Origin of the sequence: Roseateles sp. (genome assembly GCF_047654805.1) — a bacterium.
Classification (GTDB): Bacteria; Pseudomonadota; Gammaproteobacteria; order Burkholderiales; family Burkholderiaceae_C; genus Pelomonas.
Map to the genome: position 1 here is coordinate 3,375,243 of NZ_JASGIV010000001.1, position 22,033 is coordinate 3,397,275.

Consider the following 22,033-nt stretch of genomic DNA (forward strand, 5'->3'; position numbering starts at 1 on the left):
CTCGGTTGGTTCGTCTTCAAACGTGGACCAGCGTGCCCTCGTCCTCGCCCTGCACGACGCGCTTGAGCGCGCCGGGCTTGAAGATGCTGAAGACCTTGATCGGCAGCTTCTGGTCACGGCACAACGCAAAGGCTGCGCCATCCATCACCTGCAGGTTGCGGGTGATGGCCTCGTCGAAGCTGATGCGCGAGTAGCGCGTCGCCTCGGGATTCTTCTTGGGGTCGGCCGTGTAGACGCCGTCGACCTTGGTGGCCTTCAACACAATCTCGGCACCAATCTCTGCGCCACGCAGCGCGGCGGCGGTGTCCGTCGTGAAGAAGGGGTTTCCCGTGCCAGCAGCGAAGACAACGACCTTGCCCTCTTCGAGGTATTGCAGCGCCTTTGGGCGCACGTAAGGCTCGACGACCTGCTCGATGCCGATGGCCGACATCACGCGCGCCGTCATTCCTTCCTGGCGCATCGTGTCGGCCAGGGCCAGCGAGTTCATCACCGTGGCCAGCATGCCCATGTAGTCGGCCGTTGCGCGATCCATGCCGACCGAGCCGCCAGCCACGCCGCGGAAGATGTTGCCGCCACCGATGACGACCGCCACCTCGATGCCCATCTGCGTCACTTCACGGACTTCCTGCACCATGCGGACAATGGTCGCGCGGTTGATGCCATAGGCGTCGTCGCCCATCAGGGCCTCGCCGGAGAGTTTGAGCAGGATGCGCTTGTACGCGGGCATGGTGTCCTCAATGAATGGGGGCCGCTGATGGCCCAGAAGTTTAAAGGGCGCCAACTTGGCGCCCTTTCATTTCGCAAGAGTCTTTACTGACCCTTTGCAGCCGCCACCTGGGCAGCCACTTCGGCCGCGAAGTCGTCGACCTTCTTCTCGATGCCCTCACCCACGACGTAGAGCGTGAAGCCCTTGACGGTGGTGCTGACCGACTTCAGGTGGGCGCCCACCGTCTGCTTGCCGTCGGCGGCCTTCACGAAGACCTGGTCCAGCAGCGAGACCTCCTTCAGGAACTTCTGCACCGAGCCCTCAACCATCTTGGCGACGATGTCGGCCGGCTTGCCGGACTCGGCAGCCTTCTCGGTAGCGATCTTGCGCTCCTTCTCGACCAGCTCGGCCGAGACGTCGACGCCCGACAGGGCGGCCGGCTTCATGGCTGCGATGTGCATGGCCACGTCCTTGGCAGCGACATCGTCACCCTCGAACTCGACGACCACGCCGATGCGGGTGCCATGCAGGTAGGTAGCAAGCTTGCTGCCGACGTAGCGCTGGAAACGGCGGATCGTCATGTTCTCGCCGATCTTGCCGATCAGGCCCTTGCGCACGTCTTCCACGGTCGGGCCGAAGCCTTCCTGCGACAGGGGCAGGGCCGAGAGGGCGGCCACGTCGGCCGGGTTGTGCTCGGCCACCAGGCCGGCCAGGGCATTCACGAAGGCCAGGAAGGCATCGTTCTTCGAGACGAAGTCGGTCTCGCAGTTCACTTCGATCATTGCACCGTTGCCATTCACGACGGCAGCAGCGACCACACCTTCGGCGGTGATACGCGAGGCGGCCTTGCCGGCCTTGTTGCCCAGCTTGACGCGCAGGATCTCTTCAGCACGGGCCAGGTCGCCGTCGGCCTCGGTCAGCGCCTTCTTGCACTCCATCATCGGGGCGTCGGTGCGGGCACGCAGTTCGCCCACCATGCTTGCGGTGATAGCAGCCATTTCTCTTCTCCAGATCTCGTTTAGAAAAAGGGGCCGTGACGGCCCCTTTCAATGCAGGATGGAAGGGGCTTTAGGCCTCTTCGGAAACCTCGACGAACTCGTCGCCGGCCGGGGCGACGGCCGCCAGCACGTCGGCGGTGGCGTTGGCCTTGCCTTCGAGCACGGCGTCGGCCACGGCGCGGGCGTACAGGGCCACGGCCTTGGCGGAGTCGTCGTTGCCGGGAATGACGTAGTCGATGCCTTCGGGCGAGTGGTTGGTGTCAACCACGCCGATAACGGGGATGCCCAGCTTCTTGGCTTCCGCCACGGCAATCTTGTGATAGCCGACGTCGATGACGAAGATTGCGTCGGGCAGCGCGGTCATGTCCTGGATGCCGCCGATGTTCTTTTCCAGCTTGGCGATGTCGCGCTGGAACAGCAGGGCTTCCTTCTTGATCGCGGGCTGGGTGCCAGCCTCGACCTGGGCCTGCATGTCCTTCAGGTTCTTGAGGGAGGTCTTGACCGTCTTGAAGTTGGTCATCATGCCACCCAGCCAACGAGAGTCGACGTAAGGCATGCCGGCGCGCTGAGCTTCAGCGGCGATGAACTCGCGGGCCTGGCGCTTCGTACCGATCATCAGGATCGTGCCGCGCTTGGCAGCCAGCGAGCGCACGAACTTCATCGCATCGTTGAACGCGGGCAGCGTCTTCTCGAGGTTGATGATGTGGATCTTGTTGCGATGGCCGTAGATATACGGGGCCATCTTGGGGTTCCAGAAGCGGGTTTGGTGGCCGAAATGGACGCCGGCTTCCAGCATCTCGCGCATCGTGACAGACATGGGTCTTACTCCGAAGGTTGTGTCTAAAATCCGGCCCGAATTGCGTTGCAGCGCCTGGAAACACGTGTTTCGAGACTGCCGCAAGCCGCAACACCTTAGCGTGGCCGGTTTGCGATTTGTTGCAACGAGTGGCCGCCAATGCCCGATTTGGCATGTGACCGCTACACCCCTCACAACCGTTTTTGCCGACAAAAGCAGCTGCAAGCGCTACCCCCTCCGGCAAAACCCGCAGAGTATACACAACCCATGGCCCTCTACTGCCGACGCCGCGCCGACGCGGTCGCCAGCCCGTCCTTCGCGACTACCCGCCAGGTGCCCGCGTGAGCCGCAGCGTTGCGGTGGTGGGAGCCGGCCTCGCCGGCGTCACGACGGCCTACGAACTGGCTGCGCTGGGCTTCAAGGTGCAGGTCTTCGAACGCGGCGGCAGCGTCGCCGAGCAGGCCAGCTTCGCCAGCAGCGCCCTGCTCTCGCCCTTCGTACCCGGCCTGGCCGATGCCGGCGCGCCAGCACCGCTGGGCTTTCGCTTCCGTCGCTGGCGCGCCGGCCGCAAGGGTGGCGACGCCGCCAGCCAACTCGCTGCACTGAGCCAACTGAGCCTGGCGCGCACCACCGAGCTGCGCCGCGAGCTGGGGCTGGAGGATGAAGCCAGTGACGGCCTGCTCGTCGCGCTCACCGATGCCAAGCACGTTGCCACAGCCGAGGCCCGGCTTGAAGGCTGGCAGGCCCTGGGGCTGCAGGTGGAACTCATCGAGGCCGGCGAAGCCCGCCTGCGCGAACCGGGCCTGAGCGCCGACGCTTCGCTGGCCGCTGCGCTGGCCCTGCCCCATGGCGGCGCGGGCAATGCACGCCTGTTCGCGCAGCAACTGCGCCTGCAAGCTCAACGCCTGGATGTGGAGTTCCGGTTCCACACCACCGTGCGCGCCATCTCCGCCGATGGCGTGGGCCTCACGATGCGCCACGAGTACACGCCGCCCGCCGAAGCGCCAACGCGGAGCGCCGAGCGCGACGCTGGCGACACCGTGCCTCAGCCCACCGGCCCGCAGGACGCACGCTTCGATGCCATCGTGCTCTGCAATGGCCTGGATGCCCCACCCCTGCTGGGCCAGCGCCTGCCGCTGTCGGCTCGGCACGAAGCCTCCGTCACGGCGCCGCTACGGCTACTGGAAGCCCACCCCGAGCTAGGCCCCAAGGCTGGCTGGGTAGATCCCTCCCGCGGCCTCACCGTGGCGCGCACCGGCCAACGCGTGCGCGTGAGCGGGGGCCTCGCCGTCACTGACACCCGCACCAAGGTCAACCCCGATTTCGAAGCCTTGCATCGCGGCCTGCAACACTGGTTCCCAGGCTCGGTGCTGCATCAGCAGGTGCAGCAAGGCCAAGCTCGCCGCGCGATGAGCGCCGATGGCCTCCCGGTGCTGGGCGCCAGCAGCAAGCCCGGCCTGTGGCTCAACCTCTCGCTCGGTGGCCAGGGCTGGGGGCTTGCCTGTGGCAGCGCCCAGGTGCTGGCCCAGCAGATCGCCGGGCTGACGCCAGCCCAGGACATTGCCGAGCTTGGCCCGCAAAGACTGGCCTAAGCTCCCGGGCATGCGCCCGCTGCTGCCCACCACCACCACGCTGCCCCTGTTCGACGTCGCCGCCAGCCGGCGCATCGAGGCGCGCGCTCTTGTCCGTTCGCCCGACCTCATGGAGCGGGCCGGCCTGGCCATCGCCAAGCTGGCGCTGGCGCTGCGACGTGGGGAAGGCCCGGTCTGGGTGGCATGCGGCCCCGGCAACAACGGTGGCGACGGCCGAGTGGCGGCACGATGGCTGGGACTGCATGGCACGCCCGTCCACATCGGCCATGACGCACCACAGCACCCCGCCATCGTCATCGACGCGCTGCTCGGCCTCGGGCTGAACCGCGCCCCAGCCGCCAGCCTGCGGGCCGCGATGGCGGCGATGCAGACCTGCGGCGCCCCCATCCTTGCCGTCGACCTGCCCAGCGGCCTGCTCGCCGACACCGGCCAGCCCGCCGGCGGACACGCCGTGCGCGCCAACCACACGCTCGCTCTGCTGACCCTCAAGCCTGGCCTCTTCACGGGTGAGGGCCGGGCGCACTGCGGGCGGATCTGGTTCGACGATCTCGGCATTGCGCCGGACGAGCCGCCGACCGCCGATCTGCTGGGCCCGCCCCCCCAGCCCGGACGCAGCCCGACCAGCCACAAGGGCAGCCACGGGCAGGTGTTGGTAGTCGGTGGCGCGCCCGGCATGCAGGGCGCCGCACGACTGGCCGCCCGGGCAGCACTGGCCAGCGGCGCGGGCCGGGTCTATGTGGACCTGCTCGGCCGACTGGCCACCGAACCCGCCGACCCCGGCCGGCCTGAACTGATGTGCGGCATGCCGGACGAACTGCCGCAAGCCGTGGGCGTCATCGGCTGCGGGGCCGGCCCAGGCATCGCGAGCGCGCTGCCAACCCTGCTCCCGCAGTTGCCGCGCGCCGTTATCGACGCCGACGCGCTGAACGCCATAGCCTCGGACGCCGGATTGCAGGTGCTGCTGCGCGGCCGGCCACCGGGTTCGACGCTGCTGACGCCACATCCTCTGGAGGCCGCGCGGCTCCTGGGCCGTGACATCGCCAGCTTGCAGGACGACCGCTTGGCCGCAGCACGTGAGCTGGCCGCACGCTTCGCCTGCAGCGTCGTGCTGAAGGGCTCGGGCACCATCGTCGCCTCCCCTGGCCAGCGGCTGGCCGTCTGCGCCAGCGGCGGGCCCGCGCTGGCCACGGCCGGCAGCGGCGACGTGCTCGCCGGCTGGCTGGGAGGCTTGTGGGCCCAGCAGCCAACTGCCGGCGCACATGCCATTGCCTGCGCAGGCGTAGACGCCCACGGCCGCGCGGGCGAGAGCGGCCACGTGCTGCGCGCCGGCGACCTCATAGAGCGCCTGGCCGCGCGGCACTGAGGCCGCGACTCATCGGCGTTTTCGCGGCGCAGCCTTGGCGGTCGTCTTCTTTGACGCTTTGCTGGCCGCACGCTTGGCGGCCTGCTGAGTGGCCTTGACCGGATGCAGGGACGCGATGACCTCTTTGCGACTCTTCTTCACATCGCGGTCGGTCTGCCGCACATCCTCAAGCTTCTCAACGGCAGTCTTGGGCGCACGTTTCTTGGCCACGACCTTGCCCGAAGGCTTGGCTGCGCCGCTGCGGCCACCGATCCGCTGCTCCTCGCCGTCACGCACGAGGCGGAAGTCGATGCGACGGCCATCCAGGTCCACGCGACTGACCTGCACCTGCACACGCGCGCCTGTCGCGTAGCGGATGCCGGTGCGCTCGCCACGCAACTCCTGGCGGACCTCATCGAAGCGGTAGTACTCGCCGCCCAGCTCGGTGATGTGGACCAGACCTTCGACGTAGAGCGCATCGAGCTGCACGAAGAGCCCGAAGGACGTGACCGCACTAACGGTACCAGCGAACTCCTCGCCGAGCCGGTCACGCATGTAGCGGCACTTCAGCCAGGCCTCGACGTCGCGGCTGGCCTCGTCTGCACGGCGCTCGTTGGCGCTGCAGTGTGCACCGACGACTTCCCAGCGCTCGGCCTCGTTGCGCGCCTCAGCAGGGTTTGGCGGCGCCGCACGACCGGGGCGCTTGGGCGCCTGGGGCACGTTCATCTTGGCCGCGTCCAGCGTGTAACGCTTGCCGGTCAACAACCCCTTGATGACGCGATGGACGAGCAGGTCGGGATAGCGCCGAATCGGGCTGGTGAAATGGGTGTAGGCCGGATAGGCCAGGCCGAAGTGACCAGAGTTGGTGCCGGTATAGATGGCCTGCTGCATGGAGCGCAGCAGCATGGTGTGGATCTGCTGGGCATCGGGGCGATCCTTGGTAGCCTCGGCAAGTTTCTGGAACTCGCGCGGCGTCGGATCGTCGGAGATGCCCATACCGATGCCCAAAGAGCGAAGGTAGGCCTGCAGCGTCTGGCGCTTCTCGGGAGTCGGCCCTTCGTGCACCCGGTAGAGCGAAGGGTGCTTGGCGCCCTGGATGAAATCCGCCGAACAGGTGTTGGCAGCCAGCATGGCCTCCTCGATCAGCCGGTGCGCATCGTTGCGCGTACGCGGGATGATCTTCTCGATGCGGCCGTTGTCGTCGCAGACGATCTGCGTCTCGGTGGTCTCGAAGTCGATGGCTCCGCGACGATGGCGTTCGGCCAGCAGCGCGCGGTAGACCTCATGCAGATGCAACAGGTGCGGCACCAACTCGCCGCGCTTGGCGGCTTCGGGGCCATGGGTATTGGCAAGGATGGCCGCCACCTCGGTGTAGGTGAAGCGCGCATGCGAGCAGATCACCGCCGGATAGAACTGGTAGGCCGTGACCGCACCGTCGGTGGACACGAGCATGTCGCAGACCATGCTCAGCCTGTCCTCATAGGGGTTCAGAGAACACAGCCCGTTGGACAGCTTCTCCGGCAGCATGGGGATGACACGGCGCGGGAAGTAGACCGAAGTGGCGCGCTCGTAGGCATCGGCGTCCAGCGGCTCGCCGGGCTTAACGTAGTGCGAAACGTCGGCGATTGCCACCAGCAATCGCCAGCCCTCGAAGGCCTTCTTTCCGCGCCCCTGCTTGAAGGGCTCACAGTAGACGGCGTCGTCGAAGTCGCGCGCATCCTCGCCGTCGATAGTGACCAGGGGCACGTCGCGCAGGTCGACGCGATGCTTCAGGTCAGCGGCGCGCAGCTTCTCCGGGAGCTTGGCGCTCTGCGCCAGAGTGTCGGGACTGAAGCGATGCGGCACGTCGTACTTGCGCACGGCGATCTCGATCTCCATGCCGGGATCATCAATCTCGCCCAGCACCTCGACGACGCGCCCCACGGGTTGCGAGTACAGCGACGGCGGCTCGGTCAGCTCCACCGCCACCACCTGTCCGGCCGTCGCGTTGGCAATGCCGTTCTTGGGTATGAGGATGTCCTGCCCCATGCGCCGGTCCTCGGGCGCAACAAGCCAGACACCGGATTCGAGCAACAGGCGGCCTATGAGGGGACGCTTCTTGCGCTCGAGGATCTCCAACACTCGCCCCTCGGGACGACCGCGTTTGTCGAAGCGCACGACACGCACGCGCAGGCGGTCGCCGTGCATGACTGCATGCATTTCCTGCGACGAAAGGTAGACGTCGGCCGAACCGTCGTCAGGGATCAGGAAGCCGTGGCCATCACGGTGCCCCTGCAACGTACCCTCAACCTCGCCCAGCAGGCCTGCGCCTTCACTAGAAGGCGATGTAGTTGTGTTCTTCAAGTTTTTGATGATATAGTCTCTGTTTTCCTGAAACGGCCCAGGACTTCACAGGAAGTTTTGAGCACCTTGCCCAGGTGGCGGAATTGGTAGACGCACTAGTTTCAGGTACTAGCGGGTAACTCCGTGGAGGTTCGAGTCCTCTCCTGGGCACCAAAACAAAAGCAAAAAGGCCGACGCGAAAGCGCCGGCCTTTTTGCTTTTGGCGCCCACGAGAGGACGCGCGTCGCCGTGGACGGAGGACAAGCCCTGCCACCCTGCCACCCTGCCACCCTGCCACCCTGCCACCCTGCCGCTTGCCCGACGCCTCGACGAAAGACCCGTGCGGACGGGCACAAATACGTCCTCCGGGTCCACGGGGCGCGGACGAATCCCCGACGATGCACCCTCGACGGGTGCATCGTCGAGTGGTGGCACAAACCGAGCTTCTTTCGATCCGCGCCACAAGCCGCATCCTCAAACGACGAACTTCTTCGCCAGTTGCTCCGGCCCCATACCGTCGTATTCCTCGAATGGCTGATGGATCCATGGCGAGGTTTCCAGCATCTCGACATAGTAGTCCGGCGTGTAGGCCGACACCTTCTTGGTCCAGATGACCGCCGAGCGCAACTCTGTGATGGCCGGCATGCCGCGCAGTCGCTCCACGACAGCCTTCAGCGTGACACCCGAGTCCGCCAGGTCATCCACCAGCAGCACGCGGCCCGCCAGTTCGCCCTTGGGCATGGTGATGTACTTGGCCATGTCCAGGCGCCCCTGGATGGTGCCGGCCTCGGCACGATATGAACTGGTGGACATGATGCCCAGCGGCTTGTCGAACACGCGCGACAGCACGTCGCCCGGGCGCATGCCGCCACGGGCCAGGCAGAGGATCTGGTCGAACTGCCAGCCCGAGGCGTGCACCTTGAGTGCCAGACGCTCCGTCAGCAGGTGGTACTCGTCCCAGGACACGTAGAGGTGTTTGCCGTCGTCGGTCAGCATGTTGGGGCGTCTCCGTGATGAGAGGTTGAATAGGTTTAGGCGGAATAGGGATGACGCAGCACGATGGTGTGCTCACGGTCGGGTCCGGTGGAGACCATGTCAATGGGCGCACCGATGACCTCTTCCACACGCTTCAGGTAGTTGCGCGCATTGGCAGGCAGCACGTCCCAGGACGTCGCACCAAACGTCGTCTCGGTCCAGCCGGGGAAGGTCTCGTAGACGGGCGTACAAGCCTCGATCTCATCGGCGTCCAGTGGCAAGATGTCCAGCGTCTTGCCGTCCAGCTCGTAGCCCACGCACATCTTGATCTCGGCGAGCCCGTCCAGCACGTCCAGCTTGGTCAGGCACAGACCCGTGATGCCGTTGATGATGATGGAACGCTTCAGCGCTGCTGCATCCAGCCAGCCACAGCGGCGCGCGCGCCCCGTGACGGTGCCACGTTCCTGGCCAACGGTGGAGAGGTGGTAGCCGACGGTGTCGGGCTTCTCCCAGTCCAGCTCAGTCGGGAATGGTCCCGAGCCCACGCGCGTCGTGTATGCCTTGGTGATGCCAAGCATGTAGTGCAGCAGCTGCGGGCCGACGCCAGCACCGGCAGCCGCATTGCCGGCCACACAGTTGCTGGACGTGACGTAGGGATACGTGCCGTGGTCGATGTCCAGCAGCGTGCCCTGGGCGCCCTCGAACAGGATGTTCTGGCCGGCCAGGTGGGCCTTGTGGATCATGTAGCCCACGTCTGCGAGCATGGGCTTGATCTGCTCGGCCATCTTCATGGCCTGTTCGAAGATGGGTTCGAAAGCCAGTTCCTCAGCCTTCAGATAGCCCTTGAGCACGTAGTTGTGCAGCTCCAGCAACTCGCGCAGCTTCTTCGCGAAGCGCTCAGGATGCTTCAGGTCCTGGGCGCGCAGCGCCCGGCGCGCCACCTTGTCTTCGTAGGCCGGACCAATGCCCTTGCCGGTGGTGCCGATCTTGCCACTGCCGCTGTTCTCCCGCAGTTGCTCGCGCGCCTTGTCCACTGCCACGTGGAAAGGCAGGATCAGCGGGCAGCTCTCGCTGATGAAGAGGCGCGAACGCACCTCCACGCCGGCAGCCTCCAGGCGCTCGATCTCGGACAGCAGGTGGGTGGGGTCCAGCACTACGCCGTTGCCGATGAAGCACGGGACGCCATCGCGCATGATGCCACTCGGGATGAGCTGCAGCGCCGTCTTCACGCCCTTGATGACCAGCGTGTGGCCTGCGTTGTGGCCGCCCTGGAAGCGCGCCACGCCATGTGCATGGTCGGTCATCCAGTCCACCACCTTGCCCTTGCCCTCGTCACCCCACTGGGTGCCCACGACGACCACATTGCGTCCACGCGCGGTTTGGCTTTGCATTTGGTTTGCCTGCATTTGGAAGAAGAGTTTGCGGGCGCCGCTCACAGAGAGCGGACTTCCCAGCCAGCGTGGCCGCGAACCAGTTCGCGGTCACAGTCGAATTCGTCGGCCTCGGCCTCGTGGCCCGGCAGCACGCATACCACCGTCTCACCTTTCTCGCGCCACTCGCGCACGGCCTGGCGCAGCGAGGCGTCCTCGCCCCAAGGCGCGCGGATGGCCGCGCGCAGCGGCGTTGGCGCCACCAGCCCCACCAACGTCTTCAGGTCCAGGCTGAAGCCAACCGCCGGGCGGCGGCGGCCAAACACGGCGCCCACCTCGTCGTAGCGGCCACCGCGCAGCACGGCGTCGGAGCAGCCCTCGGCGTAGGCCGCGAAGCGGATGCCGGTGTAGTACGCGTAGCCCTGCAGATCGGCCAGATCGAAGCCCAGGCTGACCTCGGGGTGGACGGCAGCGAGCTGCCCGGCCAACCAGGCCAAGTCCGCCAGGGCTGCCTTCACGAGCGGGTGATCAGGCAAGCGGCGCGCTGCCTCGTCCAGCACCTCGCGTCCGCCAAACAGGCCGGGCAGTGCCATGAGCGCGTCGCGCGTCGGCAAAGGCATGTCGACCGTGAGATCGGCCAGCACGGCCATGTCCTTGGCTGCCAGCGCCGCCGTCAGCGCGGCCAGGGCCTCTGACGACAGGGGCGTGCCGTCGAGCACGCCCTGCAGCAGCCGAGCATCGCCCAGGTCCAGCATGACCCTGAAGAGGCCTGCGCGGCGTAGCGCGTCCAGCGCCAGATCCTGCACCTCCAGGTCGGCCTCCAGGCCGGCATGACCATAGATCTCGACACCGAACTGCAGCGGCTCGCGGCTGGTATTGAGGCCGTCGGGGCGCGTGTGCGCTACAGGGCCGCAGTAGCACAGCCGCGTCACGCCCCGGCGGTTCAGCAGATGAGCGTCAATGCGCGCGACCTGCGGCGTCGTGTCGGCGCGCAGACCCAGGCTGCGGCCGGACAACTGGTCGACCAGCTTGAAGAGCTTGATCTCGGAATCGCTCCCGGTACCCGATAGCAGGGAATCCAGATGCTCCAGGAGCGGAGGGATGACCAGCTCGCAGCCATAGCTGCGGGCCATGTCGAGCAACTCTCTACGCAGCTCTTCGATGCGGCGAGCCTGCGAGGGCAGGACATCGGCGATGTGCTCGGGCAGCAGCCAAGCAGAGGACATGGGCGCAGGCAAGGCGGTTAAAAACGGCATTGTACCGGCGCCCTCCCCGGCCCGACCCCGCCAGCGTTCGGATCAGCGCAACCAGAGCAATCCGAGCAGCCCCAGCAGAATGCTGGCCAGTCCGATAAAACGGATCTGGCCATCACTCATGGCAAGGATACGGCTGAAGACCTCGCGCCAGCGGGCCGGGCTGATCAGGGGCATCAGCCCCTCGATGATCATCACCAGCGCAAGCGCGGTCAGCAGCTCGTTCACTTACTTGCGCGCAGGCGCGGCGCTCCCAGAGCCGGAGCCCCGCATGGCCTTGAAGAAGTCGCTACCCGGGTCGACGACCATCACGTCGCTCTTCTTGTTGAAGCTCGCGCGGTAAGCCTCCAGCGAGCGGTAGAACTGGGCGAACTGAGCATCGCGGCCGAAGGCTTCGGCGTACAGCGCGGAGGCCTTGGCGTCGCCCTCGCCCTTGATCTTCTGCGCGTCGCGGTACGCCTCGGCAACGATGACCTCGCGCTGGCGGTCAGCGTCGGCTTTGATCTTTTCGCCCTCGGCGATACCCGTGGAGCGTGCTTCGGCAGCCACACGCTTGCGCTCAGAGTCCATACGGCGATAAACCGACTCCGTGATGCTGGAGGCGAAGTCCACTCGCTTGATCCGTACGTCGACCACCTCGATGCCGAACTGCTTGGCCTCGTCGGCCAGGCGCTTGCGAACGTCGTTCATGACCTTCTCGCGCTCGGTCGCCAGCACGGCGATGACGGTGCGTTTGGTCACCTCCTCGTTGAAGGCAGCCTGCACGACGGGCGCGAGGCGATTCTCGACGTTGCGAATGTCAGCACCGCTGTTGCGGATGAACTGGCGCGGCTCGGTAATGCGCCACTTAATGAGCCAATCGATGACGAGACTCTTCTTCTCGGCCGTGAAGATGGGGCGGGATTCAGGGCTGTCCAGCGTCTGCACGCGTCGATCCAGCAGCACGACGTTTTGCAACGGCGGTGGCAGCTTGAATTTCAGGCCCGGCTCGGTGATGACTTCCTTGATCTCACCCAGTGCGTAGACGGCGGCGAACTGGCGCTGGTCGACGATGAAAAGCATCGAGGACAGCAGCATCAGGACGACCAGTGCACCGGCGAGGAAGGCGGCAATACGGTTCATTCGGAAATCCTCGGTCAGCGGCCGTCGCGGCTGCGCTGGTTGTCACGGCTGCGCAGGTCATTGGAGCCCGGCAGCGTCTGCGCGTCGGGCAAGGCGCTGGAGGGCTGCGGCGGCGACACCGTCACCGTACCCGAGCTACCCTGCTGCAACAGCTTGTCGAGCGGCAGGTAAAGCAGGTTGGACCCCGACTTGTTGTCCACCATGACCTTGCTGACGTTGCTGTAGACCTGCTGCATCGCGTCGATGTAGATGCGATCGCGCGTGACCTGAGGCGCCTTCTGATACTCGGTCAGCACGCTCTTGAAGCGCTGCGCATCACCGTCGGCAGTTGCGATGACACGAGCCTTGTAACCCTCGGCCTGCTCGCGCAGCTTGGCGGCATCGCCTTGGGCGCGCGGGATCACATCGTTGGCATAGGCCTGGGCCTCGTTCTTGGTCTGCTCGCGGTTCTGCCCTGCCTTGAACGCATCCTCGAACGCGGCCTGCACCTGCTCGGGCGGCTGCACGCTCTGCACGTTGACATTCTTGATCTGGATGCCGGCCTTCAGGCGATCCAGTTGGGACTGGATGGACTTGACCAGGTCGGCCGCGATGGCGTCGCGTTGCTCGTACAGCACCGAATCCATCGCGCTCTTGCCGACGATCTCACGCACCGCAGATTCCGCGGCCAGCACCACGGCTTGCTCGGGATCACGATTTTCGAACAGGAAGTCCTTCAGGTCACGGATGGTGAACTGCACCGTGAAGCGGATGTCGACGATGTTCTCATCCTGCGTCAGCATGGACGAGTCGCGCAGGCCGGTGGCGGGCACGATAGAACTGCGCCCAACCTCGACCTGGCGCAGTTGCGAGACCGGCTGCACCTCATGCGCCTGGAAGGGATAGGGCAGACGCCACTGGAAGCCGGCCTCCACCGTCTTGCTGTACTTGCCAAAGGACGTGACAACGCCCTGCTGCCCCTCTTGCACGATGAAGAAGCCGCTGGCCAGCCAGCCCAGCACCACCACGATGGCGATGAGCCCGATACCGATGCCTGCGCCCTTCATGTCAGGCGCGCCGCCGGAGCCGGCGGGCCCGGACGGCCCACCGGACTTGCCGCCGAACATGCCCGAGAGCTTGCGGTTGAAGTCGCGCCAGAGCTCGTCGAGGTCGGGCGGGCCGTCGTTGCGGCCGTTGTTCAGCAGCCGGCCTGCGGCGCGGGCCACGGGCGTCAGCAGGCGCTGGGCCCACGGGCTGCGGGGCTGGGAGTGTGGAATGCTGCTCATGCCTGGGAGGAGTCTGAGGAAGGATGCTCGTCGAAATCCGGTGACTGCGACGGATCAACGTCGAAACGTGGGTCCCGCTCGTCGGGAATCAAGGGCTGGGTCTGCATGGCCGTCGCAATCAGCTGGCGCAGCTCGTTCAGGCCGCTGCCGTCAATGGCACTGACGAAAACGCGCGGCGTGGGTGCCGTGCTGCCGTTGGCCCGGAGCACGGCGTCGACGACCTCGCGCGGGCGCTGGTCGTCCGGCAACAGATCCTGCTTGTTGTAGACCAGGATCTGCGGTACGCCACCCGCTCCGATTTCTTCGAGAACGCGCTCGACCTCGACCATCTGCTCGTCCAGCACCGGGCTGGCGGCGTCCACCACGTGCAGCAACAGGTCGGCGTCAGCCGCCTCCTGCAGCGTTGCGCGGAAGGCCTCGACCAGCTTGTGCGGCAGGTCTCGTATGAAGCCCACGGTGTCCGACAGCGACACGCTGGCCGCCGCCTGCTCCAGGTAGAGCGATCGCGTCGTCGTGTCCAGCGTCGCGAACAGCTGGTTGGCCGCATAGGCACGCGCCTTGGTCATCGCGTTGAACAGCGTGCTCTTGCCCGCGTTCGTGTAGCCGACCAGGGAGACCTTGAACACGCCGTTGCGCGAGCGCGAGCGGCGCTGGGTGCTGCGCTGGCGCTGCACCTGCTTCAGGCGCTCCTTGGTCTTCTTGATGCGGTCGTCGATCATGCGACGGTCCAGCTCGATCTGAGCTTCGCCGGGGCCGCCGCGCATGCCGATGCCGCCGCTTTGCCGCTCCAGATGGCTCCAACGCCGCACCAAGCGCGTGGCCAGGTACTGCAACCGGGCGAGCTCGACCTGCAGCTTGCCCTCATGGCTCTGCGCACGGGCGGCGAAGATCTCAAGGATCAGCGCCGTACGGTCGGCCACCGGCACACCCAGCACACGCTCAAGGTTGCGCTGTTGCGCCGGCGAGATGGCCTGATCGAAGAGCACCGTGTGGGCCTGGTGGGCCTGTACAAGCAGCTTGATCTCGTCGGCCTTGCCGGAGCCAACGAACAGCGCTGCGTCGGGTGCCTGGCGGCGCGCAATGATCTTGGCCACCGGCGTATCGCCAGCGGATTCGGCCAGCAACGCCAGTTCGTCCAGGCTCTCATCGAAACCCTGGGCTACGCGGTGACGGCCGAAATCGACACCCACAAGAATGGCGCGCGCCGCCTCGGGGGGCGGCGTCGCGTCGTTGGCAACGGTCGAAGACAAGGGTCTGGGGATCAGGCGTCCGCCGGAGCGTCGCCAGCGTGGAAGTTGACCGCACGGCCCGGCACGACGGTGGAGATCGCGTGCTTGTAGACCATTTGCGTCACGGTGTTGCGCAGCAGCACGACGTACTGGTCAAAGGATTCGATATGGCCCTGAAGCTTGATGCCGTTGACCAGGTAGATCGAGACCGGCACATGCTCTTTGCGGAGCAGGTTCAAAAAGGGGTCCTGCAAAAGTTGGCCTTTGTTGCTCATCGGTATGCTCCGAGTTATCGGGGGAAGGGACTACGGGTTGGACCTTAACACAGGGTTTTGCCCCACCCGGCAGTCACCTAGGTCTTTTCGTCGAAGGGATTCTTCGAAGAACGCAGTTCAATCTTCAGCGGAGTGCCGACCAGCTTGTAGTGGGCGCGAATGCGGCCCTCCAGGTAGCGTTTGTAAACCTCCGTGACCCCATCCAGCGCATTGCCATGGATGACGACAATCGGCGGGTTCTGACCGCCCTGGTGGGCGTACCGCAGCTTGGGACGCGACACGCCGGACCGCTTGGGCTGCTGATGCTCCACGGCCTCCTGGATGAGGCGGGTCAGCACCGGCGTAGTCATCTTGCGGTAGGCCGAAGCGTAGGCGTCAGCCATCGCGTTCCACAGCGCAGCCAAGCCCTGGCGCTTGAGCGCAGAGATCTGGTGCAGCGGCGCGAATTTCAGGAAGGCCAAGCGCTGCTCAATCTGGCGCTTAAGCGTCTCGCGCTGGTAACTGTCGACCGCATCCCATTTGTTGACGGCCAGCACGACGGCGCGCCCGCTGTCCAGGATGTAGCCGGCGATGTGGGCGTCCTGGTCGGTCACGCCCTGGGTAGCGTCCAGCAGCAGCAGCACGACGTGGGCGTCAGCGATGGCCTGCAGCGTCTTGACGACCGAGAACTTCTCGATGGCCTCGAACACCCTGCCCTTGCGACGCAGGCCAGCCGTGTCGATGAGCTTGAACTTCTGGCCGTTGCGCTCGAAATCCACAGCGATGGCATCACGAGTGGTGCCCGGCATGTCGAAGGCGACAAGGCGCTCCTCTCCCAGCCAGGTGTTGATCAGAGTGCTTTTGCCCACATTGGGGCGACCGGCCACGGCAAGGCGGATGACGCCATCTTCAGGCGCGTTCTCGTCGCGCTCAGTGGCGTCGAAAGGCTCCAGCACCGCGTCCAGCAGACTGCGAATGCCCTGGCCGTGGGCAGAGGAGATCGGATGCGGCTCGCCCATGCCCAGTTCATGGAACTCGGCCAACAGCGGCGAGTCCGGCATGCCCTCAGCCTTGTTGACGGCAAGGTGTACGCGCTTGTTGACGCTGCGCAGGTAGCGTGCGATTTCACTGTCGTGTGCCGACAGACCTAGGCGAATGTCGACGACGAAGATGACCGCGTCGGCCTCGGCGACGGCCTGCTTTGTCTGCTTGGCCATCTCCTTGACGATGCCGGTGGTGCTGTCGGGTTCGAAGCCGCCGGTGTCAATGACGATAAATTCGCGGTCGCCCAGACGTCCGTCGCCGTAGTGGCGGTCGCGAGTCAGGCCTGCGAAGTCGGCCACGATGGCATCGCGCGTCTTCGTCAGGCGATTGAACAGCGTCGACTTGCCCACGTTGGGGCGACCGACCAGGGCAATGACCGGTTTCATTCCGCCTTGATCGCAAACAGGCCGCCGCTCTTCGTGGCGACCAGGGCAGTATCGCCCAGCAGCGCGATGGCGACGATCGGCGAGCCATCGGTGGCCAAACGCGAGCGGGTCTTGCCGGTGTCGCGGTCCAGCAGGTGGACCTGGCCCTCAAAGTCGCCGATCAGCACCTGCTTGGCCGACAGTACTGGCTCTGACAGCTTGCGCAGCTGGAACTGGTCGGCCGACCAGACCAGGTCACCGTTGGACAGCCTCCAGGCCGACAGGCGGTCCGACGCATCGCCCGCGACGACGACCTGGTCATCTGCACCGATGCCGTTGGTACCGCCGACGACACGATTCCACAGTGTGCTACCGCGCTCGGCATTTATGCAGCCGACCGAGGACTGGAAGGCGCGCGCGCAGACCAGTTCACCCTGGCGTACGGCGGGACCAACGAGGTCGGCGAGGCGTTCGACTTCGTTGGTGCCCCGCGGCGTCGCCACGCTGGCCTCCCAACGCAGGCTACCCTTGAGCGGGTCCACGCCGGCAAGGCGCGACCCCTGCCCCACGACCAGCGTGTCCTTGTATGCCAGCAGCACGCCGGCCTTGGCCAGCGTTAGCGGCTCGCCGGGACGCTTGAGTTCCCAGATCTTGCGTCCATCCAACGCATCGAAGGCCAGCACTTGGCGGTCCAGCGTCAGCGCGAAGACGCGCTCCCCAGCCACCAACGGCGCGGCCACGACCGGCGTCGGCAGCGCCTTCTTCCAGGCCACCTTGCCTGCGTCGAGCACGACCAATTCGTTGTCGCGGTTAACGACGGCGGCAAAGCGCCCGTCGCTGCCGATGCCGGCCAGAAGCTTTGCCCCCGCATCGCCGCGCCACAGCTCGCGGCCATCCGCGGCCGACAGTGCGCGCACGGTGCCGTCACTGGATGCGACCACGAAGCGGTCACCCGGCGTCGCGATGCTGAGCGGGAAGTTGATGTTGTCGCCTTTGGCACTCCAGACGATGCGGCCCGATGCCGGGCCTGACAAGGTCTCCAGCACGGCTGGCTTGTTCTTGTCATTGCCGAACCAGGAGTTCCACGTCGAACTGATCGTGGAGCAGCCCGCCAGCGAAGCCGCCAGCACGGAGATCAGGATAGTGCGCTTCATTGCGGGGCTCCCGTGGTGTCGACGACGGTCGGCACGCCCAGAGTCGAGAGCTTGGCCTCGACGACGCGACGGTAGTCCTGCGCCTTATCCAGCGCGGCAAGCGCCTTCTGGTACTCGGCCTTGGCCGCGTCACGCTTGTCCTGCAGCAGCAGCAGGTCGCCACGGCGGTCGGCGACGAGACCAGCGAAATCGCTGGCCTTGATCGCATCCAGCGTCTTGGCGGCCTCGTCGTAGGCCTTGGCATCGAGCTGTAGGCCGGCCAGGCGCAGGCGGGCGACGTCGCGGTAGGGGCCGCCATCGGCGCCATGCTCGGCCACCCAGGCTAGGCTCTGCTTGGCATCGTCGACCTTGTCCTTGTCCAGTTGCAGCTTGGCGACTTGCAAGCTGGCCTGGGTGGCGTAGGCGGTACTGCCGAAACGAGCCTTCAGGTCACCGGCAGCGCCGGCTGCCTTGTCCAGGTCCTGGGCGGTGAGCGCACGGTCGAACTCTTCGTACATCGCAGCAGCCTGTGCGGCCTGGTCGCGCTGGTACCAGTTCCAGCCCTGCCAGGCGGCAAAGGCAGCCAGCACGGCGGTCAATGCCCAGGTGACGAGATTGCCCCAGCGCTTCCAGAACGCCTTGAGCTGTTCGAGTTGTTCTTGTTCTTCGAGGTCGAGATGCGATGCCATGAGAGGAATACAGCGAGTGCGGGCAGGGCCCGGGATTATGCGGTGCGCAATTCGGCCGCCCAGGCGACCACATCGGCGAGCGAACGAGCGACCTGCTCGCCGCTCTTTTCGTTGTCAGACCGCAGGGGTTTGATGGCCACCTCGCCGCGCGCCAATTCGTCGGCGCCGAACACCAGCGCATAACGCGCACCGGATCCATCGGCCTTCTTGAACTGCGACTTGAACGAGCCGCCGCCCGCATGCATCTGCACGCTGACGCCAGCGGCACGCAAGGCCTCAAGTGCGGGCAGGATGCGTGGCAGCTCGGCTGGGTCGGGCACGATGGCATAGACGTCGGGGGCCGCAGCGGGAGACTGCAGGCCCAGCGTTTCCAGCAGCAGCAGCAGCCGCTCCAGGCCCATGCCAAAGCCAACAGCCGGCGTGGGCTTGCCACCCAGTTGCTCGACGAGGCCGTCATAGCGACCTCCAGCGCAGACCGTACCTTGCGCGCCCAGCTTGTCGGTGACCCACTCGAAGACGGTGAGGTTGTAGTAGTCCAAGCCACGCACCAAGCGCGGGTTGATGCGGTAGGCCAGGCCTACCGCATCCAGCAGCGCCTTCACACCGCTGAAATGAGCCAGCGAGGCTTCGCCAAGGAAGTCCAGCAGCTTCGGCGCGCCCTCGGCCATGGCCTGCATAGCAGGGTTCTTGGTGTCCAGCACACGCAGTGGGTTGCTGTACATGCGGCGCTGAGCCTCCTCGTCCAGCACATTCTTGTGCTGCTCCAGGTAGCCAATCAGCGCGGCGCGGTGCGCGGCTCGCTCATCAGGCTGGCCCAGGCAGTTGATCTCCAGCGAGACGTCCTCGCCTTCCTTCAGGCCCAGCTCGCGCCACAGCGCGCGGGCCAGCAGAATGACCTCGGCATCCACGTCCGGGCCGGCGAAGCCCAGCGCCTCGATGCCCATCTGGTGGAACTGGCGGTAGCGACCCTTCTGCGGCTTCTCGCGGCGGAACATCGGGCCGACGTAGTACAGCCGGCGTGGGCTATCGCGCAGGTAGCTGTGCTCGATCATTGCGCGCACGACACCGGCCGTGCCTTCCGGTCGCAACGCCAGATGCTCGGCCTGGCCGTGCTTGTCGGCGCGGTCCTCGAAGGCGTACATCTCCTTCTCGACGATGTCCGTCACCTCGCCGATGCCGCGCACGAACAGCGCCGTCGGCTCGACGATGGGCACCCGCACGTTCTGGTAGCCGTAGCGCTGCAGCACGCCGCGCATCGTGGCTTCGAGCGACTCCCAGCGCGCCGACTCGGGCGGCAGGATGTCATTCATGCCCTTCACCGCCTGCAGCGGCTGGACTTTCTTGGTCTCGCTCATGGATTCCGTGTTCAGGCCGTAGCCGTGGCGCCGAAGCGCTTCTCGATGTAGTTCTCGACCAGCGCGTGGAACTCCTGCGCGATGTTGTCACCGCGCAGCGTCACGGCCTTCTCGCCGTCAATGAAGACAGGCGCCGCCGGCGCCTCGCCGGTGCCGGGCAGGCTGATGCCGATATCGGCATGCTTGCTCTCGCCCGGGCCGTTGACGATGCAACCCATGACTGCCACCTTCATCTCCTCGACACCTGGGTACTTGCTGCGCCAGACAGGCATCTGCAGACGCAGGAAGTCGTCGATCTGCTTGGCCAGTTCCTGGAAGGTCGTGCTGGTGGTACGGCCACAACCCGGGCATGCGGTAACGCTGGGATTGAAGTGCCGCAGGCCCAGCGCCTGCAGGATTTCCAGCGCGACAACGACCTCCTGCGTACGCGACTCGCCCGGTTGGGGCGTCAGGCTGACGCGGATGGTGTCGCCGATCCCCTCCTGCGCCAGGATACCCAGCGCGACAGACGACGCGACGGTGCCCTTGGTGCCCATGCCGGCTTCGGTCAGGCCCAGGTGCAGCGCGTAGTCGCAGCGGCGGGCCAGCTCACGGTAGACCGAGATCAGGTCCTGCACGCCGCTGACCTTGCAGCTGATGATGATGTTGTCGGGGTTCATCCCCAGCTCGCGGGCATAGGCCGCCGAGGTCAGCGCCGACTCGACCAGCGCCTGATACATGACCGGCTTGGCGTCCCAGGGCTGCGCGCGGCGCGCATTCTCGTCCATGAACTGTGCGAGCAGTTCCTGGTCCAGGCTGCCCCAGTTGACTCCGATGCGCACGACCTTGTCGTACTTCATCGCCGCCTCGATCATCTGGGCGAACTGCCTATCCTTCTTCTCGCCCTTGCCGACGTTGCCAGGGTTAATGCGGTACTTGGACAACGCCTGAGCCATGGCCGGGTACTCGGTCAGCAGGCGGTGGCCGTTGTAGTGAAAGTCGCCCACGAGTGGCACATCGATGCCCATCCGGTCAAGCTGCTCGCGGATGTATGGCACCTGCTCGGCGGCCTCCGGCGTGTTCACCGTGATGCGCACCATCTCGGAGCCCGCGACGGCAAGCTCCTTGACCTGGATGGCAGTCCCTATGGCATCTACCGTATCGGTGTTGGTCATGGACTGCACACGCACCGGCGCGTCGCCGCCGACCGTGACGACGCGGCTGCCCCAGACCACGCGAGCCTGACGGCTCTTGCGCGGCGCGGGGGCGGCCTCGGGAATGATCCATTCGCTCATCAATTCAACTCCAGACGGGCGACGTTGTCCTTGCCGCGCGCGGCCAGATCGACGGCAGCTCCCCGCCATTCGATCCGAGTGCCGCTCACGTTGCCGACGCGCACCTTGTAGGGCGCCGCGCCGCTGTATTCCTGCTGTTCGCCCTCGCGCAGCACGCGCGACAGCAGCAACTGACCCTGGGCGTCGATCACCTCGATCCAGGTATCGGCCGTGGCCACGACGCGCAACGCGCTGCCCGGCGCGACTGCCACAGCCGTCTTCACGGGCACTGATGCTGCCACCGGCGCGGGCGCAGCCGCAGGCGGCGGAACGACATCTCGCACCTGCAGCGGCGCAGAGGCAATCGGCGCGGGCACGGAAGCCGGAGCAGGCGCGGAGGCCTCGGCCTCCGAAGCAGCCGGCGCCGCCACGAACTCGACGGGCGCATTGGCTGTCGCCACGACGCCGGACGCCGGAAAGGCCGGAGCACTGGCCACGGGCCCACGCTCATTCACCCAACCTGCAGGTACCCAATACACGGCCGCAGCGGCCACCAAAATCAGCAGCAGGCCCCATACAACCGGTCGCGCCAGCACGGCCAGGGCACCACCATCGATGGGGCCGCCGGCACCGCGCTCCCGGAAGGGCTGATTGAGGCCAGGACGCACGTCGAAGTCCTGCTCGCTGGTGCGCGGAAGCAGGGCCAGCACCGGCGCCGGATCGACCTTGAGCGCACGGCACATGGCCGTTGCCAGCGCACGGGCGAACGTGGCATCGGGCAGCAGGTCGTAGCGATCGGCCTCCAGGGCCTCCAGCTTTGCCTGCGGCACCTTGAGCATCACAGCCAGCGCCGCGATGTGCAGGCCCCGCTGCTGACGCGCATTCCTGAGCCAGGCACCGGCGGTGGCTGCGGGGTTGGCACGTCCCTCGGAAATGGGTTCCATCGTCTTGTCGTTCTTGTCGTGTGCCG

20 protein-coding genes and 1 tRNA gene are annotated in these 22,033 nt (G+C 66.1%); 3 read left to right on the top strand and 18 right to left on the bottom strand.

The genetic code is table 11. From position 1 onward, the window contains the following. Window positions 1-16: 16 nt before the first annotated feature. The 3 genes from pyrH to rpsB form a co-directional block, all read right to left on the bottom strand. Window positions 17-727 carry a UMP kinase gene (gene pyrH / locus QM732_RS15240; RefSeq protein ID WP_415656965.1) on the bottom strand — a complete coding sequence of 237 codons (711 nt, stop codon included), beginning with the start codon at window positions 725-727 and terminating at the stop codon, window positions 17-19. Between the two features lie 83 nt (window positions 728-810). Continuing rightward, window positions 811-1,704, bottom strand: coding sequence for a translation elongation factor Ts (gene tsf, locus QM732_RS15245; protein ID WP_415656966.1), 894 nt, complete (start codon window positions 1,702-1,704; stop codon window positions 811-813). A gap of 70 nt (window positions 1,705-1,774) precedes the next feature. After that, window positions 1,775-2,521, bottom strand: coding sequence for a 30S ribosomal protein S2 (gene rpsB / locus QM732_RS15250; protein WP_394409478.1), 747 nt, complete (start codon window positions 2,519-2,521; stop codon window positions 1,775-1,777). Window positions 2,522-2,841: 320 nt separating this feature from the next. On the opposite strand from rpsB, the gene QM732_RS15255 reads away from it, so the two are divergent. Together QM732_RS15255 and QM732_RS15260 are read left to right on the top strand one after the other, a co-directional pair. Continuing rightward, window positions 2,842-4,092, top strand: coding sequence for an NAD(P)/FAD-dependent oxidoreductase (locus tag QM732_RS15255; RefSeq protein WP_415656967.1), 1,251 nt, complete (start codon window positions 2,842-2,844; stop codon window positions 4,090-4,092). Window positions 4,093-4,102: 10 nt separating this feature from the next. Beyond that, window positions 4,103-5,455, top strand: a complete 1,353-nt coding sequence (locus QM732_RS15260; RefSeq protein WP_415656968.1) for an NAD(P)H-hydrate dehydratase — start codon at window positions 4,103-4,105, stop codon at window positions 5,453-5,455. Between the two features lie 9 nt (window positions 5,456-5,464). On the opposite strand, the gene rnr is transcribed toward QM732_RS15260, so the two are convergent. Further along, the gene (gene rnr / locus QM732_RS15265) at window positions 5,465-7,777 is read right to left on the bottom strand and encodes a ribonuclease R (RefSeq protein WP_415656969.1); all 2,313 of its coding nucleotides are present in this window, start codon (window positions 7,775-7,777) and stop codon (window positions 5,465-5,467) included. 68 nt (window positions 7,778-7,845) lie between these two features. Here rnr and QM732_RS15270 point away from each other — a divergent pair. Continuing rightward, a tRNA-Leu gene (locus tag QM732_RS15270) sits at window positions 7,846-7,930 on the top strand. Window positions 7,931-8,230: 300 nt separating this feature from the next. Here QM732_RS15270 and QM732_RS15275 read toward each other — a convergent pair. The 14 genes from QM732_RS15275 to QM732_RS15340 form a co-directional block, all read right to left on the bottom strand. Then, window positions 8,231-8,752, bottom strand: coding sequence for a phosphoribosyltransferase (locus QM732_RS15275; protein ID WP_415656970.1), 522 nt, complete (start codon window positions 8,750-8,752; stop codon window positions 8,231-8,233). Between the two features lie 35 nt (window positions 8,753-8,787). Then, window positions 8,788-10,122 carry an adenylosuccinate synthase gene (locus QM732_RS15280; protein ID WP_415656971.1) on the bottom strand — a complete coding sequence of 445 codons (1,335 nt, stop codon included), beginning with the start codon at window positions 10,120-10,122 and terminating at the stop codon, window positions 8,788-8,790. 41 nt (window positions 10,123-10,163) lie between these two features. Then, a complete protein-coding gene (locus QM732_RS15285) occupies window positions 10,164-11,327 on the bottom strand; it encodes an ATP phosphoribosyltransferase regulatory subunit (RefSeq protein ID WP_415656972.1) in 1,164 nt (387 codons plus the stop codon). A 72-nt stretch (window positions 11,328-11,399) separates the two neighbouring features. Further along, on the bottom strand, window positions 11,400-11,582 hold the full coding sequence (locus QM732_RS15290) for a DUF2065 domain-containing protein (protein ID WP_415656973.1): 183 nt from the start codon (window positions 11,580-11,582) through the stop codon (window positions 11,400-11,402). Continuing rightward, window positions 11,583-12,476, bottom strand: a complete 894-nt coding sequence (gene hflC, locus QM732_RS15295; protein WP_415656974.1) for a protease modulator HflC — start codon at window positions 12,474-12,476, stop codon at window positions 11,583-11,585. It lies immediately after the preceding gene. 14 nt (window positions 12,477-12,490) lie between these two features. Next, window positions 12,491-13,741 (bottom strand): FtsH protease activity modulator HflK, encoded by a 1,251-nt coding sequence (hflK, locus tag QM732_RS15300; protein ID WP_415656975.1) that lies wholly within the window; start codon window positions 13,739-13,741, stop codon window positions 12,491-12,493. Next, entirely contained in the window at window positions 13,738-14,991 is a 1,254-nt protein-coding gene (hflX, locus tag QM732_RS15305; protein ID WP_415656976.1) for a GTPase HflX, read from the bottom strand. The genes hflK and hflX overlap by 4 nt, the downstream gene beginning before the upstream one ends. A gap of 11 nt (window positions 14,992-15,002) precedes the next feature. Then, window positions 15,003-15,245, bottom strand: a complete 243-nt coding sequence (gene hfq / locus QM732_RS15310; protein WP_056198163.1) for an RNA chaperone Hfq — start codon at window positions 15,243-15,245, stop codon at window positions 15,003-15,005. A gap of 77 nt (window positions 15,246-15,322) precedes the next feature. Further along, the gene (gene der / locus QM732_RS15315) at window positions 15,323-16,654 is read right to left on the bottom strand and encodes a ribosome biogenesis GTPase Der (protein ID WP_415656977.1); all 1,332 of its coding nucleotides are present in this window, start codon (window positions 16,652-16,654) and stop codon (window positions 15,323-15,325) included. After that, a complete protein-coding gene (gene bamB / locus QM732_RS15320; RefSeq protein ID WP_415656978.1) occupies window positions 16,651-17,787 on the bottom strand; it encodes an outer membrane protein assembly factor BamB in 1,137 nt (378 codons plus the stop codon). The genes der and bamB overlap by 4 nt, the downstream gene beginning before the upstream one ends. Then, a complete protein-coding gene (locus QM732_RS15325) occupies window positions 17,784-18,455 on the bottom strand; it encodes a YfgM family protein (RefSeq protein WP_415656979.1) in 672 nt (223 codons plus the stop codon). Before QM732_RS15325 ends, bamB begins: the two co-directional genes overlap by 4 nt. A gap of 35 nt (window positions 18,456-18,490) precedes the next feature. Then, entirely contained in the window at window positions 18,491-19,810 is a 1,320-nt protein-coding gene (hisS, locus tag QM732_RS15330) for a histidine--tRNA ligase (protein ID WP_415656980.1), read from the bottom strand. 11 nt (window positions 19,811-19,821) lie between these two features. Then, window positions 19,822-21,084 (bottom strand): flavodoxin-dependent (E)-4-hydroxy-3-methylbut-2-enyl-diphosphate synthase, encoded by a 1,263-nt coding sequence (gene ispG / locus QM732_RS15335; protein WP_415656981.1) that lies wholly within the window; start codon window positions 21,082-21,084, stop codon window positions 19,822-19,824. Further along, window positions 21,084-22,007: a helix-turn-helix domain-containing protein gene (locus tag QM732_RS15340; protein WP_415656982.1), complete on the bottom strand. Its 924-nt coding sequence runs from the start codon at window positions 22,005-22,007 to the stop codon at window positions 21,084-21,086. The genes ispG and QM732_RS15340 overlap by 1 nt, the downstream gene beginning before the upstream one ends. Between the last annotated feature and the right edge of the window lie 26 nt (window positions 22,008-22,033).

What these genes read in the sequence shown, in the direction of transcription:
- der (WP_415656977.1), bottom strand. Translation starts at nt 16,654, where the DNA reads ATGAAACCGGTCATTGCCCTGGTCGGTCGCCCCAACGTGGGCAAGTCG.
- ispG (WP_415656981.1), bottom strand. Translation starts at nt 21,084, where the DNA reads ATGAGCGAATGGATCATTCCCGAGGCCGCCCCCGCGCCGCGCAAGAGC.
- QM732_RS15285 (WP_415656972.1), bottom strand. Translation starts at nt 11,327, where the DNA reads ATGTCCTCTGCTTGGCTGCTGCCCGAGCACATCGCCGATGTCCTGCCC.
- bamB (WP_415656978.1), bottom strand. Translation starts at nt 17,787, where the DNA reads ATGAAGCGCACTATCCTGATCTCCGTGCTGGCGGCTTCGCTGGCGGGC.
- QM732_RS15280 (WP_415656971.1), bottom strand. Translation starts at nt 10,122, where the DNA reads ATGCAAAGCCAAACCGCGCGTGGACGCAATGTGGTCGTCGTGGGCACC.
- QM732_RS15275 (WP_415656970.1), bottom strand. Translation starts at nt 8,752, where the DNA reads ATGCTGACCGACGACGGCAAACACCTCTACGTGTCCTGGGACGAGTAC.
- pyrH (WP_415656965.1), bottom strand. Translation starts at nt 727, where the DNA reads ATGCCCGCGTACAAGCGCATCCTGCTCAAACTCTCCGGCGAGGCCCTG.
- QM732_RS15340 (WP_415656982.1), bottom strand. Translation starts at nt 22,007, where the DNA reads ATGGAACCCATTTCCGAGGGACGTGCCAACCCCGCAGCCACCGCCGGT.
- hflK (WP_415656975.1), bottom strand. Translation starts at nt 13,741, where the DNA reads ATGAGCAGCATTCCACACTCCCAGCCCCGCAGCCCGTGGGCCCAGCGC.
- rpsB (WP_394409478.1), bottom strand. Translation starts at nt 2,521, where the DNA reads ATGTCTGTCACGATGCGCGAGATGCTGGAAGCCGGCGTCCATTTCGGC.
- tsf (WP_415656966.1), bottom strand. Translation starts at nt 1,704, where the DNA reads ATGGCTGCTATCACCGCAAGCATGGTGGGCGAACTGCGTGCCCGCACC.
- hflC (WP_415656974.1), bottom strand. Translation starts at nt 12,476, where the DNA reads ATGAACCGTATTGCCGCCTTCCTCGCCGGTGCACTGGTCGTCCTGATG.
- hisS (WP_415656980.1), bottom strand. Translation starts at nt 19,810, where the DNA reads ATGAGCGAGACCAAGAAAGTCCAGCCGCTGCAGGCGGTGAAGGGCATG.
- hfq (WP_056198163.1), bottom strand. Translation starts at nt 15,245, where the DNA reads ATGAGCAACAAAGGCCAACTTTTGCAGGACCCCTTTTTGAACCTGCTC.
- QM732_RS15260 (WP_415656968.1), top strand. Translation starts at nt 4,103, where the DNA reads ATGCGCCCGCTGCTGCCCACCACCACCACGCTGCCCCTGTTCGACGTC.
- QM732_RS15325 (WP_415656979.1), bottom strand. Translation starts at nt 18,455, where the DNA reads ATGGCATCGCATCTCGACCTCGAAGAACAAGAACAACTCGAACAGCTC.